This is a genomic window from Listeria cossartiae subsp. cayugensis (assembly GCF_014229095.1).
GTDB classification, from domain to species: domain Bacteria; phylum Bacillota; class Bacilli; order Lactobacillales; family Listeriaceae; genus Listeria; species Listeria cayugensis.
Genome location: NZ_JAARZC010000002.1, coordinates 281,592 through 296,117 on the forward strand (window position 1 = coordinate 281,592; position 14,526 = coordinate 296,117).

15 protein-coding genes and 1 other annotated feature (1 of these 16 cut by a window edge) are annotated in these 14,526 nt (G+C 40.1%); of the genes, 12 read left to right on the forward strand and 3 right to left on the reverse strand.

The features are described 5' to 3' along the window. The first annotated feature begins 44 nt into the window (after positions 1 to 44). From murD to HCB49_RS08535, 9 genes are all read left to right on the forward strand, one after another. The gene (gene murD / locus HCB49_RS08495) at positions 45 to 1,412 is read left to right on the forward strand and encodes a UDP-N-acetylmuramoyl-L-alanine--D-glutamate ligase (protein ID WP_185604679.1); all 1,368 of its coding nucleotides are present in this window, start codon (positions 45 to 47) and stop codon (positions 1,410 to 1,412) included. After that, the gene (murG, locus tag HCB49_RS08500; protein ID WP_185604680.1) at positions 1,409 to 2,500 is read left to right on the forward strand and encodes an undecaprenyldiphospho-muramoylpentapeptide beta-N-acetylglucosaminyltransferase; all 1,092 of its coding nucleotides are present in this window, start codon (positions 1,409 to 1,411) and stop codon (positions 2,498 to 2,500) included. The genes murD and murG overlap by 4 nt, the downstream gene beginning before the upstream one ends. Before the next feature lie 22 nt (positions 2,501 to 2,522). After that, the gene (locus tag HCB49_RS08505; RefSeq protein WP_185604681.1) at positions 2,523 to 3,335 is read left to right on the forward strand and encodes a cell division protein FtsQ/DivIB; all 813 of its coding nucleotides are present in this window, start codon (positions 2,523 to 2,525) and stop codon (positions 3,333 to 3,335) included. Positions 3,336 to 3,700: 365 nt separating this feature from the next. Then, positions 3,701 to 4,981, forward strand: coding sequence for a cell division protein FtsA (gene ftsA / locus HCB49_RS08510; protein ID WP_185480955.1), 1,281 nt, complete (start codon positions 3,701 to 3,703; stop codon positions 4,979 to 4,981). Positions 4,982 to 5,047: 66 nt separating this feature from the next. After that, positions 5,048 to 6,220, forward strand: a complete 1,173-nt coding sequence (gene ftsZ, locus HCB49_RS08515; protein WP_185604682.1) for a cell division protein FtsZ — start codon at positions 5,048 to 5,050, stop codon at positions 6,218 to 6,220. Between the two features lie 118 nt (positions 6,221 to 6,338). Next, positions 6,339 to 7,028, forward strand: coding sequence for a YggS family pyridoxal phosphate-dependent enzyme (locus HCB49_RS08520; protein WP_185604683.1), 690 nt, complete (start codon positions 6,339 to 6,341; stop codon positions 7,026 to 7,028). Between the two features lie 3 nt (positions 7,029 to 7,031). Next, on the forward strand, positions 7,032 to 7,490 hold the full coding sequence (locus tag HCB49_RS08525; protein ID WP_185392150.1) for a cell division protein SepF: 459 nt from the start codon (positions 7,032 to 7,034) through the stop codon (positions 7,488 to 7,490). Between the two features lie 22 nt (positions 7,491 to 7,512). Continuing rightward, a complete protein-coding gene (locus tag HCB49_RS08530; protein WP_185392149.1) occupies positions 7,513 to 7,803 on the forward strand; it encodes a YggT family protein in 291 nt (96 codons plus the stop codon). A 124-nt stretch (positions 7,804 to 7,927) separates the two neighbouring features. After that, a complete protein-coding gene (locus tag HCB49_RS08535) occupies positions 7,928 to 8,704 on the forward strand; it encodes a YlmH family RNA-binding protein (RefSeq protein WP_185604817.1) in 777 nt (258 codons plus the stop codon). Positions 8,705 to 8,737: 33 nt separating this feature from the next. On the opposite strand, the gene nadA is transcribed toward HCB49_RS08535, so the two are convergent. Genes nadA through nadB form a run of 3 tightly spaced genes read right to left on the reverse strand, consistent with a single transcriptional unit; the run spans position 8,738 to position 12,131 of the window. Further along, positions 8,738 to 9,838, reverse strand: a complete 1,101-nt coding sequence (gene nadA / locus HCB49_RS08540) for a quinolinate synthase NadA (protein WP_185604684.1) — start codon at positions 9,836 to 9,838, stop codon at positions 8,738 to 8,740. Further along, positions 9,835 to 10,680 carry a carboxylating nicotinate-nucleotide diphosphorylase gene (gene nadC / locus HCB49_RS08545; RefSeq protein ID WP_185604685.1) on the reverse strand — a complete coding sequence of 282 codons (846 nt, stop codon included), beginning with the start codon at positions 10,678 to 10,680 and terminating at the stop codon, positions 9,835 to 9,837. Before nadC ends, nadA begins: the two co-directional genes overlap by 4 nt. After that, positions 10,677 to 12,131, reverse strand: a complete 1,455-nt coding sequence (gene nadB, locus HCB49_RS08550; RefSeq protein ID WP_185604818.1) for an L-aspartate oxidase — start codon at positions 12,129 to 12,131, stop codon at positions 10,677 to 10,679. Before nadB ends, nadC begins: the two co-directional genes overlap by 4 nt. A 130-nt stretch (positions 12,132 to 12,261) precedes the next feature. On the opposite strand from nadB, the gene HCB49_RS08555 reads away from it, so the two are divergent. The 3 genes from HCB49_RS08555 to divIVA all read left to right on the forward strand — a co-directional run bounded on the left by HCB49_RS08555 (position 12,262) and on the right by divIVA (position 14,513). Continuing rightward, complete coding sequence (locus tag HCB49_RS08555; RefSeq protein WP_185604686.1) at positions 12,262 to 13,368, forward strand: cysteine desulfurase family protein; 1,107 nt, start codon at positions 12,262 to 12,264, stop codon at positions 13,366 to 13,368. Between the two features lie 4 nt (positions 13,369 to 13,372). Next, positions 13,373 to 13,894 (forward strand): transcription repressor NadR, encoded by a 522-nt coding sequence (locus HCB49_RS08560; protein WP_185396989.1) that lies wholly within the window; start codon positions 13,373 to 13,375, stop codon positions 13,892 to 13,894. 94 nt (positions 13,895 to 13,988) lie between these two features. After that, the gene (gene divIVA / locus HCB49_RS08565; RefSeq protein ID WP_008948332.1) at positions 13,989 to 14,513 is read left to right on the forward strand and encodes a septum site-determining protein DivIVA; all 525 of its coding nucleotides are present in this window, start codon (positions 13,989 to 13,991) and stop codon (positions 14,511 to 14,513) included. Beyond that, positions 14,510 to 14,526, forward strand: a binding site (T-box leader); it runs 217 nt beyond the window's last position. Its footprint overlaps the gene before it by 4 nt.

A 14,526-nucleotide genomic window follows, 5' to 3' on the forward strand; every position in this document is an offset into this window, starting at 1 on the left:
AAATACGACCGCCAATTTTGATATAAATGGGGGAACCAAAGGAAATGAAAAAAATTGAAATGTACCATCACAAAAAAGTGCTTGTCTTGGGTCTTGCAAGAAGTGGTGTTAGCGCGGCAACAATTATGCATAAACTGGGAGCGTTTGTTACAGTTAACGACCAAAAACCTTTTAGCGAAAATCCAGAAGCACAAGGTTTACTTGAACAAGGCATTAAAGTCATTTGTGGTTCGCACCCGATTGAACTTTTGGATGAGGGATTTGAGCTTGTTATAAAAAACCCTGGAATTCCATATAACAACCCAATGATTGAAAAAGCGTTAAAACTGAAAATTCCAGTCATTACAGAAGTGGAATTAGCTTACCAAATTTCTGAGGCGCCGATTGTCGGAATCACAGGAACCAATGGTAAAACAACGACAACAACGATTATCCACCATATGTTAAATGCACACAAAGAAAATAGTTCTTTACTCGCAGGCAACATTGGTTTTCCAGCATCCGCTGTTGCTGAAAATGCGGCAAGTGATCAATATATTTCGATGGAATTATCTTCGTTCCAATTAATGGGCGTAGAAACATTCAAGCCGCATATTTCGGTCATTACGAATATTTATGAGGCACATTTAGATTACCATACAGACCGTAGTGAATACGTTCAAGCAAAATGGCACATCCAAAAAAATCAAACAGCCGATGATTTCTTAGTAATTAACTGGGATCAAGAAGAGCTGAAAAACTTAACAAAACAAACAAAAGCCCAAATTATCCCATTCTCCACAACGCAACGTCTTGGCCAAGGAAGCTATGTGCAAAATGGAAATATTATGTTCAACGATGAAGTAATTGGCGCACGTGATAATATTTTACTTCCTGGAGAGCATAACTTAGAAAACGTTCTCGCATCCGTTGCTGTAGCGAAAACATTAGGTGTTTCAAACGAAGAAATTATGCACGTGTTAGAAACATTTAAAGGCGTAGAACATCGGACGCAATTTGTTGTTGAATGGCAAGGTCGTAAATTTTATAACGACTCCAAAGCAACGAATATTCTTGCAACACAAAGTGCATTAAGAGGGTTTAAAAATCCAGTTGTTCTTCTAGCTGGGGGCTTAGATCGCGGCAATTCGTTCGATGAATTGCTACCATTTTTCAAAAATGTAAAATCTTTAATAGTCTTCGGCGAAACAGCAGATAAAATTGGCCGCGTTGGGAAAATTGCAGGCATCGATGTGCATTATGTTGATGATGTGGAGGCCGCTGTTCCGGTTGCGTATCGGGAATCTGCACCAGGAGATATTATCTTACTTTCACCAGCTTGTGCGAGTTGGGATCAATACCGAACATTTGAAGTTCGCGGAAATGCTTATATGGATGCGATCAGCGAACTAATAGAAGAGGTGGAAAAATGAAAGTAGCAATAAGTGGTGGCGGTACTGGAGGACATGTTTATCCAGCGCTTGCTTTCATCAGAGAATTAAAAAAAGTACATCCCGAAGCGGAGTTCTTATACATTGGAACCGAAAAAGGATTAGAAGCTGGCATCGTTAAACGTGAAGGCATTCCTTTTGAAGCCATTGAAATTACTGGTTTTAAACGATCATTATCTGTTGAAAATATTAAAACGGTCATGCGTTTTCTAAGTGGTGCCAAAAAAAGTAAACAGATTTTACGCGACTTTAAGCCTGATGTGGTTATCGGTACAGGTGGATATGTTTGCGGCCCAGTCGTATATGCGGCTGCAAAATTAAAAATCCCTACTTTAATCCACGAGCAAAATAGTGTTGCTGGCTTAACGAATAAATTTTTAAGCCGTTACACGGATAAAGTGGCGATCTGTTTTGAAGAAGTAAGCGATTCTTTTGCATCAGAAAAAATTGTTTTTACTGGTAATCCACGCGCTTCGGAAGTAGTTGGAGTTGACTCAGAAGGTGCGCTTGAGGCATACGGACTTGTTTCCGGAAAGCCAACTGTCCTTGTTTTCGGAGGCAGTCGAGGGGCACGCGGCGTGAATGAAGCTGTTGAGGCGATTTTACCCGAATGGAACAATCGCGATTTTCAACTGCTTTATGTAACCGGTGAAGTACATTATGAAAAAATAAAAGATGCTTTAGCCGAGTTACATTTAGGTAATCATATTAGCGTTCAACCATTTATTTATGATATGCCGAAAATTTTAAACGCGGTGACATTGGTTGTTTCAAGAGCAGGGGCAACAACGCTTGCAGAACTAACAGCGCTTGGAGTGCCAAGTATCTTAATTCCTAGTCCATACGTAACTGCGAATCATCAAGAAAACAACGCGCGTGCATTAGAAAAAAATAATGCAGCAATCGTCATTACAGAAGCAGAATTACAAACTACCGATTTAATGGCGGCCGTTGATTCGATTTTGGATGACGAAGCAAAACTAAACAGCATGAAACTAAGCGCCAAGCAGATGGGACGCCCTGATGCAGCCGCAAAACTAGTGGAAGCTGTACTAAGTATTATGAAATAAATCGCAGAAAGGAGCGAGTAAAATGGCGGAGAATAAACGAGTAATTTCCATTGAAAATCGTATTCCAGAACTAAAAAAATACCGCAAAAAAAAATTAATACGACATCTAGCCATTTTAATCGGAATTTTTGCGATTTTGATAGCTATTACGCTTTATTTTCTATCACCATTAAGTAAGTTAGATAAAATTACTGTAAGCGGCAATAAACAACTTACTGAAAATGAAGTACGAAAAGAAAGCGGACTTACAATTGGCGAGTTTGTCATCGGTATAAGAAATGGAAAAACCGAAGACACGCTCAAGAAAAACACACTCATTAAAGATGCGACTGTTTCTAAAGAAGGTTTAAATGATGTGCAAATCAACATAACCGAATTTAAAACAATCGGCTACCAACAAGCGGACGGAAAATACTACGATGTGCTTGAAAGTGGTATTATGCTAACGGATCAACCACGACAATTTCCAATTGGTAATGATTTGCTCTTCCAAAACTTTGAAAACGGCAAAACCCTTGAAAAAATGGTACAGCAAATTAATAAATTGCCAAAGGAAGTCGTTAGCTCCATTTCGGAAGTGATTTATAGTCCAACCGACAGCGACAAAAGCCATATTGAATTATATATGAATGATGGCAATCAGGTTTCCGCAGACATCAGTACTTTTGCAGAAAAAATGCAACACTATCCAGCCATCGTCGCGCAACTAGCAAATGGTCAAAAAGGTGTTATTGATATCGAAGTTGGTTCTTATTTCCAAAGTTATTATCAACAAAATGCTGAGAAAAAAGCAGCTGAAGAAAAAGCCGAAGAAAAGAAAAAATCAAACCAATAATATAATTATTCTTCGCGCTAACTTTTGGCAAATTTATAGGTAACAGATGTTTCAAAAAGGTAACAAAATGGTGACCTCAGACCAAGGGATACCAACACTTGTTCGCTTTTTGAATAAAATGAAAAAAATATCCTAAGAATTTGCCAAAAATTGTTCTTTGTGCTTTTATTACCTTCTTTCTTAGTGTAGACTGTAAATAAGTGATTTTGTATGTTAGGCAGAATGGGCAATCATTCTACACTGACGCCATAAAAATAAAGAAGTTTCATAGCTTATTCAAGCAAGTTAAAAAACCGGCTTTTGCTCGGTATAAAAAATGAAATAAATAAATCTTAAATGACTAGAATAAAAGGAGGTGCCGATAAATGGGTGATAGCGAAATTTATGTAAGTTTAGACATTGGAACAGCTTCTGTGAAAGTAATCATCGCAGAAATGGCTGACGATAGACTCAATATTATCGGTGTTGGGAATGTCGAATCTTCCGGAATCAAAAAAGGGATCATTATCGACATAGACAAGACTGTAGAATCCATCAAAAAGGCAATTGAACAAGCAGAAAGAATGGTTGGCGTAGAAATTTCTCAAGTAATCGTTGGGGTAGTATCCAATCAGGTACATTTAGAGGCTTGCCGAGGAATTGTGGCAGTAGGTAGCGAAAACCGTGAAATTGCAGATGAAGATGTCTGGAATGTAATGGATGCCGCTCAAGTTGTTCCTCTATCTCCTGAAAGAGAAATTATTAATACCATTCCAGATCAGTTTGTTGTGGATGGATTAACTGGGATTACAGATCCACGCGGAATGATTGGCGTACGTTTAGAAATGGAAGGCACATTAATTACTGGTTCAAAAACAATTTTACATAATACGTTACGTTGTGTGGAACGTGCAGGACTTGAAATTTCTGATATTGCGTTACAACCACTTGCCGAAGCATCCATCTCTTTGTCAGAAGACGATAAAGAATTTGGAACGGCACTCGTAAATGTTGGAGCAGGAACGACTACCGTTAGTGTGTTTGAACAAGGGCGACTAACATATACTGGTGTGATTCCAGTTGGTGGAGATAACATTACGAAAGACTTATCGCTTGGACTGAATACATCAACTGCCAATGCAGATCGTGTCAAATTAGAGCATGGTTACGCATTTTATGATGATGCTTCTCCAGATGAAGTTTTTGCTATTGATGTTATCGGTAGTGACCAAAAACAACATTTTACACAAGTAGAAGTAGCGGATATTATCGAAGCACGTATGGAAGAAATTTTCCAATTGGTAGTAGAAGAACTAGCACGAGTTGGCAAAACGCATCTTCCAGGAGGTTATGTACTAACTGGTGGCTCGATGGCTATTCCGGGCGCAATTGATTTGGCTGGAAAAACATTAGCAGCACACGTTAGACTAGCAATTCCTGATTATATTGGTGTTCGTGAACCATCCTTTACAACTGCTGTAGGTTTAATCAAATATGCTTACCAAATGGCTGAGTTAGAAGGACGCGATGTAAGCTCGACTGCAAGCGAACCTCGTTACGACGACGAAGCACCAAAACAAAAACAAGCGAAACCAAAGCAAAAGAAATCAGATGACGAAAAAGTATCCACAAAAATGAAGAATTTTTTCGGCGCATTTTTTGAATAAAAGCGAATAGCTGGTATATCAGCAAGAAAATCGTATCGTATAAATCGGCAAATAGGAGGCAATAATATGTTAGAATTTGACACTAGTTCAGAAAGTTTGGCAACAATTAAAGTAATCGGTGTTGGCGGCGGCGGTAATAACGCTGTAAACCGTATGATTGAGCATGGTGTTCAAGGGGTAGAATTTATCTCCGTTAATACAGACGCTCAAGCACTTAACTTAGCAAAAGCAGAAACAAAATTACAAATCGGTACAAAATTAACGCGTGGTCTAGGCGCGGGTGCTGTACCTGAAATTGGTAAAAAAGCAGCAGAAGAAAGCCGCGAACAAATTGAAGAAGCTTTAAAAGGCTCTGATATGGTATTCGTAACTGCTGGAATGGGCGGCGGAACTGGAACTGGTGCTGCACCTGTTATCGCTCAAATTGCAAAAGAAATGGGCGCGTTAACTGTTGGTGTGGTAACACGACCATTCGGTTTTGAAGGACCAAAACGTACAAAACAAGCCCTAGCTGGATCCGAAGCAATGAAAGAAGCAGTCGACACGCTAATCGTGATTCCTAATGACCGTTTACTTCAAATTGTTGATAAAAATACACCTATGCTTGAAGCTTTCCGTGAAGCAGATAATGTTTTACGTCAAGGTGTACAAGGGATTTCTGATTTGATTGCTGTTCCTGGTTTAATTAACTTAGACTTTGCCGATGTAAAAACTATTATGACTAACCGTGGTTCAGCCCTTATGGGAATCGGTATCGCAACTGGTGAAAACCGTGCTGCCGAAGCTGCGAAAAAAGCCATTTCTTCACCACTTCTTGAAACTTCCGTTGATGGAGCAAAAGGTGTCCTAATGAATATTACAGGTGGATCTAACCTTAGTCTTTATGAAGTACAAGAAGCAGCAGAAATCGTATCTAGCGCATCTGACGAGGATGTAAACATGATTTTCGGTTCTGTTATTAACGACGAATTACAAGACGAATTAATTGTTACTGTTATCGCAACAGGTTTTGACGAAGAAAAGCAAGCGCAACAAGCACAAGCTAATCGTCGTCCAAATCAATCCATTCAAGTAAATCGTCCTAATTATGCTGTACAAGAAGAACAACAAAATGATTACGCACAAAACGCACCACAACAAGCAAATGCACCTGTTCATGAACAACAAGCTGAACCGCAACAAAATAGTTCAGACGTTGATGTACCAGCATTCATCCGTAACCGTAATCGTCGCGGATAATACTTATAACACAAATTCACCCGGCCACTTTTGAAGCTTTGCCAAGTGACCGGGTATCTGATTATAACAAGAAGTGTTTTAAATAAAGCGCTTCGGGAATTATATAAGGTGATTAAAAATGACAAAACAAGCTAATTTAGAAAAAGTAACGGCACAAATCGAGCAAGCTTGTGAAGCAAGTCATCGCGAGCCGAAAGATGTAACATTAGTAGCTGTTACAAAAACGATCGATGTTGCTGGAATCACAGAGCTTTATGATTTAGGTATTCGCCATTTCGGTGAAAATCGTGCCGATGTTTTTCTTGAAAAGACAGTAGCACTTGCAGATAAAGACGACATTTGTTGGCATTACATTGGTTCTTTGCAAACACGTAAAGTAAAAGATGTATTACCAAAAATCGATTATTTGCACTCGCTTGACCGATCATCGCTTGCAAAGGAAATCGAAAAGCGCGCTACTAAACCAGTTAAATGTTTCCTACAAGTAAATATTTCTGGTGAAGAAAGCAAGCATGGTTTTTCGAAAGAAGAGGCGCTATCTTTTTTACAAGAAGCGGATTTTACGTTCATTGAGATTGTTGGTTTAATGACAATGGCACCAATTACAAATAGCGACATAGAGCTGCATCACGTATTTCATGAGTTAAAGCAATTGCAGCAAGAAATTCATGCGCTTCAGTTAAAAAACATTCCATGTACGGAGTTATCTATGGGGATGACAAATGACTACGGAATTGCCATTACAGAAGGTGCAACATTTATACGAGTAGGAAGAGCTTTGGTGAGTGACGATAATATGGAGGTGTAACAAATGGGACTATCGAATAAATTTAAGTCATTCTTTTTCTTAGATGAAGAGGAAGAATATTATGAAGAAGAAGTAGCGAGGGAACCTGAACCTATGCAAAAGAAAACGAAGAAAGAAAGACCTAATAAAAACCGTTTTTATGCTGTTGAAGAAGATGATGCGAAGGTGGTTAGTATGCAGGGAGCTCAGTTTTCTAGTCGTATGGTACTTGCGGAACCGCGTGTATATGCAGAAGCCCAAGAACTAGCGGATTACTTAAAAGAATACAAATCTGTTGTTGTAAACTTGCAACGTATTAGCCATGATCAAGCGACGCGTATTGTCGATTTCTTGAGCGGTACAGTGTATGCATTAGGTGGAGATATTCAACGCGTTGGCAATAATATTTTCTTATGTACTCCAGACAATGTGGAAGTGGATGGCTCTATTTCCGAAATGCTCGACGAACAAAACTTTATGTGATGAAATAGAGGTGTGAGCTAGATTGCAAAGTATTTTATATCAAGTGGTGGAGGTCATCTTATTTATTATTAGATGGTTGCCAACACTCATGTTTATTTATTTCTTGATGAGCTGGTTCCCAGGTGCAAGAGAATCCAAAATTGGCCAATTGCTAGCACGCATTTTTGAACCGATTTTAGAGCCTTTTAGAAGGATTATTCCGCCGATTGGTATGTTTGATATTTCGTCCCTTGTGGCTTATTTCATTTTCCAATATGCGATGAGAGTTTTAACAGGTTTAATTCAAGTGTACGTTATTCCAATGTTATTTTAAAAAGCGCACCCGTTTTCAAATGGGTGTCTTTTTTTCATAATTAAGCAAGATTAGCCTAGTAGCAGCTGTTTTCGTGGTATAATAACGCTAAAGACTTGGCACGGAATGAAAGGGAGAAATTATGATGGATGGAATTTATCAGCATTTTCGCGCGGAAGAATACGCATTTATTGATAAGATTTTAGGAATTACGATGCAAGTAGAAAATGAATATACGCCGCAGTTGACGGATTTCTTGGACCCGAGGCAGCGATTTATTACTGAAACGGTGATTGGCGGATATGAACAAATTAATGTCCAGTTTTTTGGTGGAGTAGAGCACGCGGAACGTCGCCGCGCACTGATTTATCCGGACTATTATACGCCAACAGAAGCTGATTTTGAGATTGCGTTGTTCCATATTCGCTATCCGGTGAAATTTACGACACTCACGCACCAAAAAATCCTTGGAACATTGATGTCGCTTGGTATGAAACGCGATATTTTTGGTGACATTTTAAACAATGATACGGAATGGCAGCTTTTAGTCGAAAGTTCCATGAAGGACTATTTAACGTTGCAGCTTGAAAAAATTGGTAAAGTGAATGTGATGTTAGAAGAGACAGAATTGGCTAATGCGGTCTATGCGCCGGTCGTTTGGGAGGAAATGGGCTTAACCGTTTCAAGTATGCGACTGGATGTGATTATAAGTAATGCGCACCATATTTCCCGGCAAAAAGCGAAACAATTGGTCGTTGCTGGGCTTGTTAAAGTAAATTGGAAAACCGTTGAAAATCCGGATTTTGAATGTGAGGAAGAGGATGTATTATCTGCGCGCGGGTATGGTCGTGTGAAAGTATTATCGACAGGTGGCAGAACGAAAAAAGATAAAATTCGTATCGAAATTGGTTATTTAAAATAAAAAACGAAAGCAGCCGCTGCTTTCGTTTTTTTGTTAGCTTAATTGGAGCATTCTTTCTAATGCTTTTAATGCAAATTTGGTTGTTTCAGCATCAACTTTTATTTGGTTGCGTTGCTCGCCGTTTTGAATGGCTTCGAGTGTCCAGAGCAAATGGGGCAAATCGATACGGTTCATCGTCATACACGGACACATAAATGGGTTGAGCGAAACGATTTTCTTATCGGGATTTTCTTGCATAATGCGACCGACTAGATTAGCTTCTGTACCAACAGCCCATTCCGTCCCTGGCGCAGCATTACTAATTTCCGTCACGATTTTTTTCGTTGAGCCTGAATCGTCTGCTAAAGAAACCACTTCATGCGTGCATTCGGGATGAACAATAATTCGCATATTCGGATGATTTTTACGAATGTTTTCGATATTTTTAACGGTAAAATGTTGATGGACGGAGCAGTAGCCTTTCCAAAGAATGACTTTACAATCGTCCAAATTGCCTTCATATTCCAGTTCATTTTTAATCGGGTTCCAAATCGCCATTTGTTCGAGCGGGATGCCTAGTTCGAAGGCGGTATTTCGACCTAGATGTTGGTCGGGCAGGAAGAAAATACGCTCTTTTTGTTTGAGCGCCCATGAGACAATTTTGGTTGCGTTGCTGGATGTAACAGTTGTACCACCATGTTCGCCAACGAAAGATTTAATTGCGGCAGTCGAATTAATATAAGTCACAGGCAAAATCGTATCGCCAAAAAGTGATTGCAATTTAGGCCAAGCATTTGTTAATTGGTGAATGTCCGCCATATCTGCCATTGAACAACCGGCGCGCATATCTGGTAACGTAACAATTTGCTCATTGGTCGTAAGCATATCCGCCGTTTCCGCCATAAAATGAACTCCGCAAAAAACGATGTGTTTCGCTTTTTTATTCTTTGCTGCAATTTGCGCTAATTGCAACGAGTCGCCAATCGCATCCGCAAAGGGAACAACCTCGTCTTTTTGATAATGGTGACAGGGGATAAAAAGATCGTCGCCGAGTTGGGCTTTAATTTCTGTAACACGAGCGATCATTTCGGTTTGCGTCATCCTTTTATAACGGGCTGGCATTGTATCTTGTTCCACCGTCTCCAGTAAGTTCATGCTTTTATTCCTCCTTCGCTATTAAAACTGATATCGAGTGCGCGAACAGAATGTGTTAGGGAGCCTAAAGAAATGTAATTCGCACCAGAACCTTGATAACGATGAATATTTTCCAAAGTGATATTACCGGAAATTTCCGTCGCTATATGTGCTGGAACTAGCTTAACAAGTTGTGCGACTTCTTCTGGTGCACGATTATCCAACATGATAATATCGGCACCAGCTTGGACAGCTTCTTTCACTTGAGCTTCGTTTTCCGTTTCAACTTCAATTTTCACCATATGCCCTAGTTTTGTGCGGACTATAGCTATGGCTTCGGTAATGCCGCCAGAGAAGGCGATATGGTTATCTTTTAACATAACGCCATCGTATAGACCGTTACGATGATTAAAGCCGCCACCGGTCTGTACGGCATATTTATCGAAGGCGCGCAGACCGGGCGCAGTTTTTCGCGTATCACAAATTCGAATGGTCGAATCATCTAACTGTTTTACGGCAAGATTCGTTTGACTCGCAATGCCACTCATCCGTTGCATTAAATTTAAAATGACCCGCTCACCGGAAAGTAGTGTGCGCACAGGAGCTGATACGGTCGCAATGATATCTCCTTTTTTGATGGAATCTCCATCTTTTTTATACGCTTCAAATCGCGTATCACCACCAATAATCTCATACACTTTTGGGGGAATAGAAATACCACAAAGAATGCCGCTTTCCTTCGCTAGAAAAACGCCTTTCCCAATAGTGTCACTAGCAAAAATCGTGTCTGCGCTTAAATCATATTGACCAATATCTTCAAGTAAAAATGCTTGGATTGCTTGATTCATAAGTATTGAGTTCATTTCGTTACTCCTTTTAAAATTCGATGTGCGCCGAGGCTTTCGGTTCGTTTAAGTGCACTTTCGGCGATTAATTTTGCGGTAATAATCATGTGGCTAAGCTCGGCTGTTTCTCGAGTGTTGTTGGCGTAATCAAAATCAGCTAGCCAGTGAAGCAATTCAGTGATTTTCTCTGGTTTTCTCGAAATCCCAAGCGTTTCCCAAATTTTCTCTTGAAGAAGTTGTTTATTAGGTAAATGAGGCGTTTTAGTTGAGCTGGCGCGCGAGATTAGTGGATATTTTTTTTGATTAGGTTTCTGTGTATGAATGTACTCTGCTACTTTTTCGCCAAAGACAAGGGTTTCAAGAAGTGAATTACTCGCGAGTCGATTAGCCCCGTGCACACCAGCATTCGCGACCTCACCAATAGCATAGAGACCGGGAATATTCGTTTTTCCGTGAAGGTCAGTGCGAATACCACCCATCAAAAAATGGGCGCCGGGATGAACTGGGATACGCTTTGTTTCGCGAAACGGGACTTGGTGCGCATCTAAACTGGCGTTAATTGCAGGGAAACGTTCTTCAAAATGAGTGACCTCCGTTATATCAAGAAAGATTGCATTTCCACGTTCGATTTCTTCAAACAATGTCGCCGCAACAATATCACGCGGCGCAAGGTCCGCCAGCGGGTGAACACCGGCCATCACAGCTGATCCATCCGCGCGAACAATCCTAGCACCTTCCCCACGAACCGCCTCAGAAATAAGCCCGTGACAACGCCCATTTAAAAAAAGCAAAGTTGGATGAAACTGAATAAACTCCATATCGGTCAGTTTAGCACCCGCTCGGTAAGCCATCGCCAGCCCGTCACCAGAAATCGTCTGCGCATTTGTCGTAACTGGAAAAAGCTGCCCAAGCCCACCACTTGCTAAAATAATATGTTCGCCGTAATACGTATGTAGCTGATTTTTTTTATCTAAACAATGAACGCCAATGGCTACTTCCTTATGCTTGATAATCTCGATGGCCATTTGCTCCTCTTGCCAGTCAATATTCGTCAATTGTGCTTGCAAAAAAGTAGTAAGATATTTACCAGTTTGATCGCCGCCAGTATGTAAAATCCGCGGTAGCCTGTGTGCGCCTTCTAACCCAAGTGAAAATTCGCCATCTTTTTTATCAAATGTCATGCCTTCATCAATTAGTTTTTGTATAATAGCTGGGCCACAAGTAACGAGTTGATTTACCGCGAGAACTTTATTATGAAAACAACCCGCTTGAATCGTATCGCTAAAATGTTTTTTCGGGGTATCGCTTTTTGACACTGCCGCTGCGACACCACCTTGAGCGAGCATGGAATTACTTTCTTCTTTATAGCCTTTTGTGATTATCGTCACATCATAATCCGCCATTAATCTGAGGGCAGCCATACAACCAGATATGCCGCTTCCGACAATAATAACTCGTTCTTTTGTCATCATTTCCACCTCTTGCATAGTAGGTTCGATTAATTGTATACTTCTTAATGAATATACAGTTGTCTTGTCATCTATAATCACACAAAACAAAACTAATTTCAAGTATAAAATTCTAGGGGAGCGATAAGAAATGATTTACTTTGACCATGCAGCTACAACCAAAATGAGCGAGGCAGCTTTACAAGTTTTTATGAATGCATCAAGAGAGTTCTTTGCTAATTCGGAAAGTTTACACGATGCCGGGACGAAAGCAGCAGCCCTTTTAGAAAAATGTCGGGGAAGTTTTGCGGATATGTTAAATGTTCCAAGCCGAGGAATTATATTTACGAGTGGTGGGACGGAAAGTAATCAAATCGCGATTCAAACGCTACTACATACAAGTAAAAAGAAAGAAGTACTAGTTAGTCCGCTCGAACATGCCTCCGTTTGGCAACAGTTGGAAGCGCTCGAGCAAGCGGGGAAATGCCACGTAAAACAATTGCCAGTTGATTCGTTTGGGCAAGTGCAGCCGGCTAGTTTAGCGAAAATGATTTCTGCTGAAACCGGGCTGATTATCATCCAACATGTTAATTCTGAAATCGGGACCGTTCAACTAATCAAAGAATTAGCGCATATTGCCAAACAAGCCGGAATTTATTTTCATACCGATATCGTGCAATCGTTTGGTAAAATCCCGTTAGAATTAAGCGATGTAACCAGTTTTAGCATTTCCGCGCATAAAATTTACGGACCAAAAGGGGCGGGATTGCTGTTTATGAAACCTGATTTTCCGCTGCAAGCTGCTTTGCCGTACGTCCATCATGAATTTGGCTTTAGACCAGGCACAGTAAATGTTCCAGCAATTGCTGCCTTTACGACAGCTGCCTATGATATAATGGGAAATAGAGAAAAAGAAGCAAGTCGGATTGCGACACTTAAAGCGGCCATTTGCGAAACATTAACAGAACGAGTCGAGGTAGAAGGCGGGCAAAATACATCGCCATTTATCCTTGGTTTGACGCTGCCCAATATGCAAGGGCAAGAAGCGCTACTCGCATTAAACGAAGCCGATATCCAAATTTCAACAACGAGCGCTTGCAGTTTGCGTGATTCAGCCCCGTCGAAAACATTAATTGCAACTGGAAAAACGGAAGAAGAAGCAAACCGATTTATCCGATTGTCTTTTGGGAAAGAAAATGAATTAAGTGATAGTGTTATTTTCAAAGAAGAAATCGACAAATTACTACGAAAAAGGTGAGAAGATGAAAAAAATATTAGGTGATACGCGCCGCCAACTGATTTTAAAATGGTTAAAAGAAGCAGAAGCACCCATTTCAGGGAATCAACTTGCGAGCAAAACAAATGTTAGCCGCCAAGTAATTGTGCAAGATATTTCGCTCCTAAAAGCTGGAAACGAGCCGATTATGGCTACCCCGCAAGGTTACATTTACGCGAAAGAAACAGGCTATACTGGAGAACGCCGCGTGATTGCCGTCAAACATACGAAAGAACAAGCTGCCGAAGAGCTAAACATTCTGGTAGACCACGGCGTATCGATTATTGACGTAATTGTCGACCATCCGATTTACGGCGAAATTACCGCATCGTTACATTTGAAAAGTCGTTTTGACGTTGAGAAATTTGTCAAAAAAGTGCAGACAACTGGAGCGACTATGCTGTCAGGACTAACGGACGGAACACATTTGCACACAATTGAAGCAGATACAAAAGAACAATTAGAACTTGCTATTGCCGCCTTAGATAAAGCTGGATTTTTAATCTAATCATTTTTCAATATAAATTCTAGGAAAAAGCAAATAACTATGGTAAAATGTATGTTAGGTATTTATAAACAATAGTCGTATGGAGGTGCTAGATATGCCATTATCGCCGCTGGATATACATAACAAAGAGTTTACCCGTGGTTTTAGAGGTTATGACGAAGACGAAGTAAATGACTTCCTCGATCAAATCATTAAAGATTATGAACAAGTTATTAAAGAGAAAAAGCGTATTGAGGACACTTTAGATAATAGTGAAGAACGTTTAGCTCATTTTACTAACATTGAAGAAACGTTAAACAAATCATTAATCGTGGCACAAACAGCTGCCGAAGAAGTGAAAGCTTCCGCTGAAAAAGAAGCAAAACTTATTGTCCGTGAAGCAGAAAAAAATGCTGACCGTATTTTAAGCGATTCTCTTTCTAAAGCACGCAAAATCGCGATTGAAATTGAAGACTTAAAACGCCAATCCAAAGTATTCCGCGAGCGTCTACGTATGTTAGTAGAAGCGCAAATGGATTTAATTAAAAGCGAAGATTGGCAACAAATGATGGCTTACGATGTAGATGCGACAGAACTTGCATCTATCAAAGAAGTAGAATCTCAATCAGAAGAACGTTAAAAACGATTATTAG

What these genes read in the sequence shown, in the direction of transcription:
- ftsZ (WP_185604682.1), top strand. Translation starts at nt 5,048, where the DNA reads ATGTTAGAATTTGACACTAGTTCAGAAAGTTTGGCAACAATTAAAGTA.
- HCB49_RS08560 (WP_185396989.1), top strand. Translation starts at nt 13,373, where the DNA reads ATGAAAAAAATATTAGGTGATACGCGCCGCCAACTGATTTTAAAATGG.
- HCB49_RS08555 (WP_185604686.1), top strand. Translation starts at nt 12,262, where the DNA reads ATGATTTACTTTGACCATGCAGCTACAACCAAAATGAGCGAGGCAGCT.
- murD (WP_185604679.1), top strand. Translation starts at nt 45, where the DNA reads ATGAAAAAAATTGAAATGTACCATCACAAAAAAGTGCTTGTCTTGGGT.
- nadB (WP_185604818.1), bottom strand. Translation starts at nt 12,131, where the DNA reads ATGACAAAAGAACGAGTTATTATTGTCGGAAGCGGCATATCTGGTTGT.
- murG (WP_185604680.1), top strand. Translation starts at nt 1,409, where the DNA reads ATGAAAGTAGCAATAAGTGGTGGCGGTACTGGAGGACATGTTTATCCA.
- HCB49_RS08520 (WP_185604683.1), top strand. Translation starts at nt 6,339, where the DNA reads ATGACAAAACAAGCTAATTTAGAAAAAGTAACGGCACAAATCGAGCAA.
- HCB49_RS08525 (WP_185392150.1), top strand. Translation starts at nt 7,032, where the DNA reads ATGGGACTATCGAATAAATTTAAGTCATTCTTTTTCTTAGATGAAGAG.
- HCB49_RS08505 (WP_185604681.1), top strand. Translation starts at nt 2,523, where the DNA reads ATGGCGGAGAATAAACGAGTAATTTCCATTGAAAATCGTATTCCAGAA.
- divIVA (WP_008948332.1), top strand. Translation starts at nt 13,989, where the DNA reads ATGCCATTATCGCCGCTGGATATACATAACAAAGAGTTTACCCGTGGT.
- nadC (WP_185604685.1), bottom strand. Translation starts at nt 10,680, where the DNA reads ATGAACTCAATACTTATGAATCAAGCAATCCAAGCATTTTTACTTGAA.
- nadA (WP_185604684.1), bottom strand. Translation starts at nt 9,838, where the DNA reads ATGAACTTACTGGAGACGGTGGAACAAGATACAATGCCAGCCCGTTAT.
- ftsA (WP_185480955.1), top strand. Translation starts at nt 3,701, where the DNA reads ATGGGTGATAGCGAAATTTATGTAAGTTTAGACATTGGAACAGCTTCT.
- HCB49_RS08535 (WP_185604817.1), top strand. Translation starts at nt 7,928, where the DNA reads ATGGATGGAATTTATCAGCATTTTCGCGCGGAAGAATACGCATTTATT.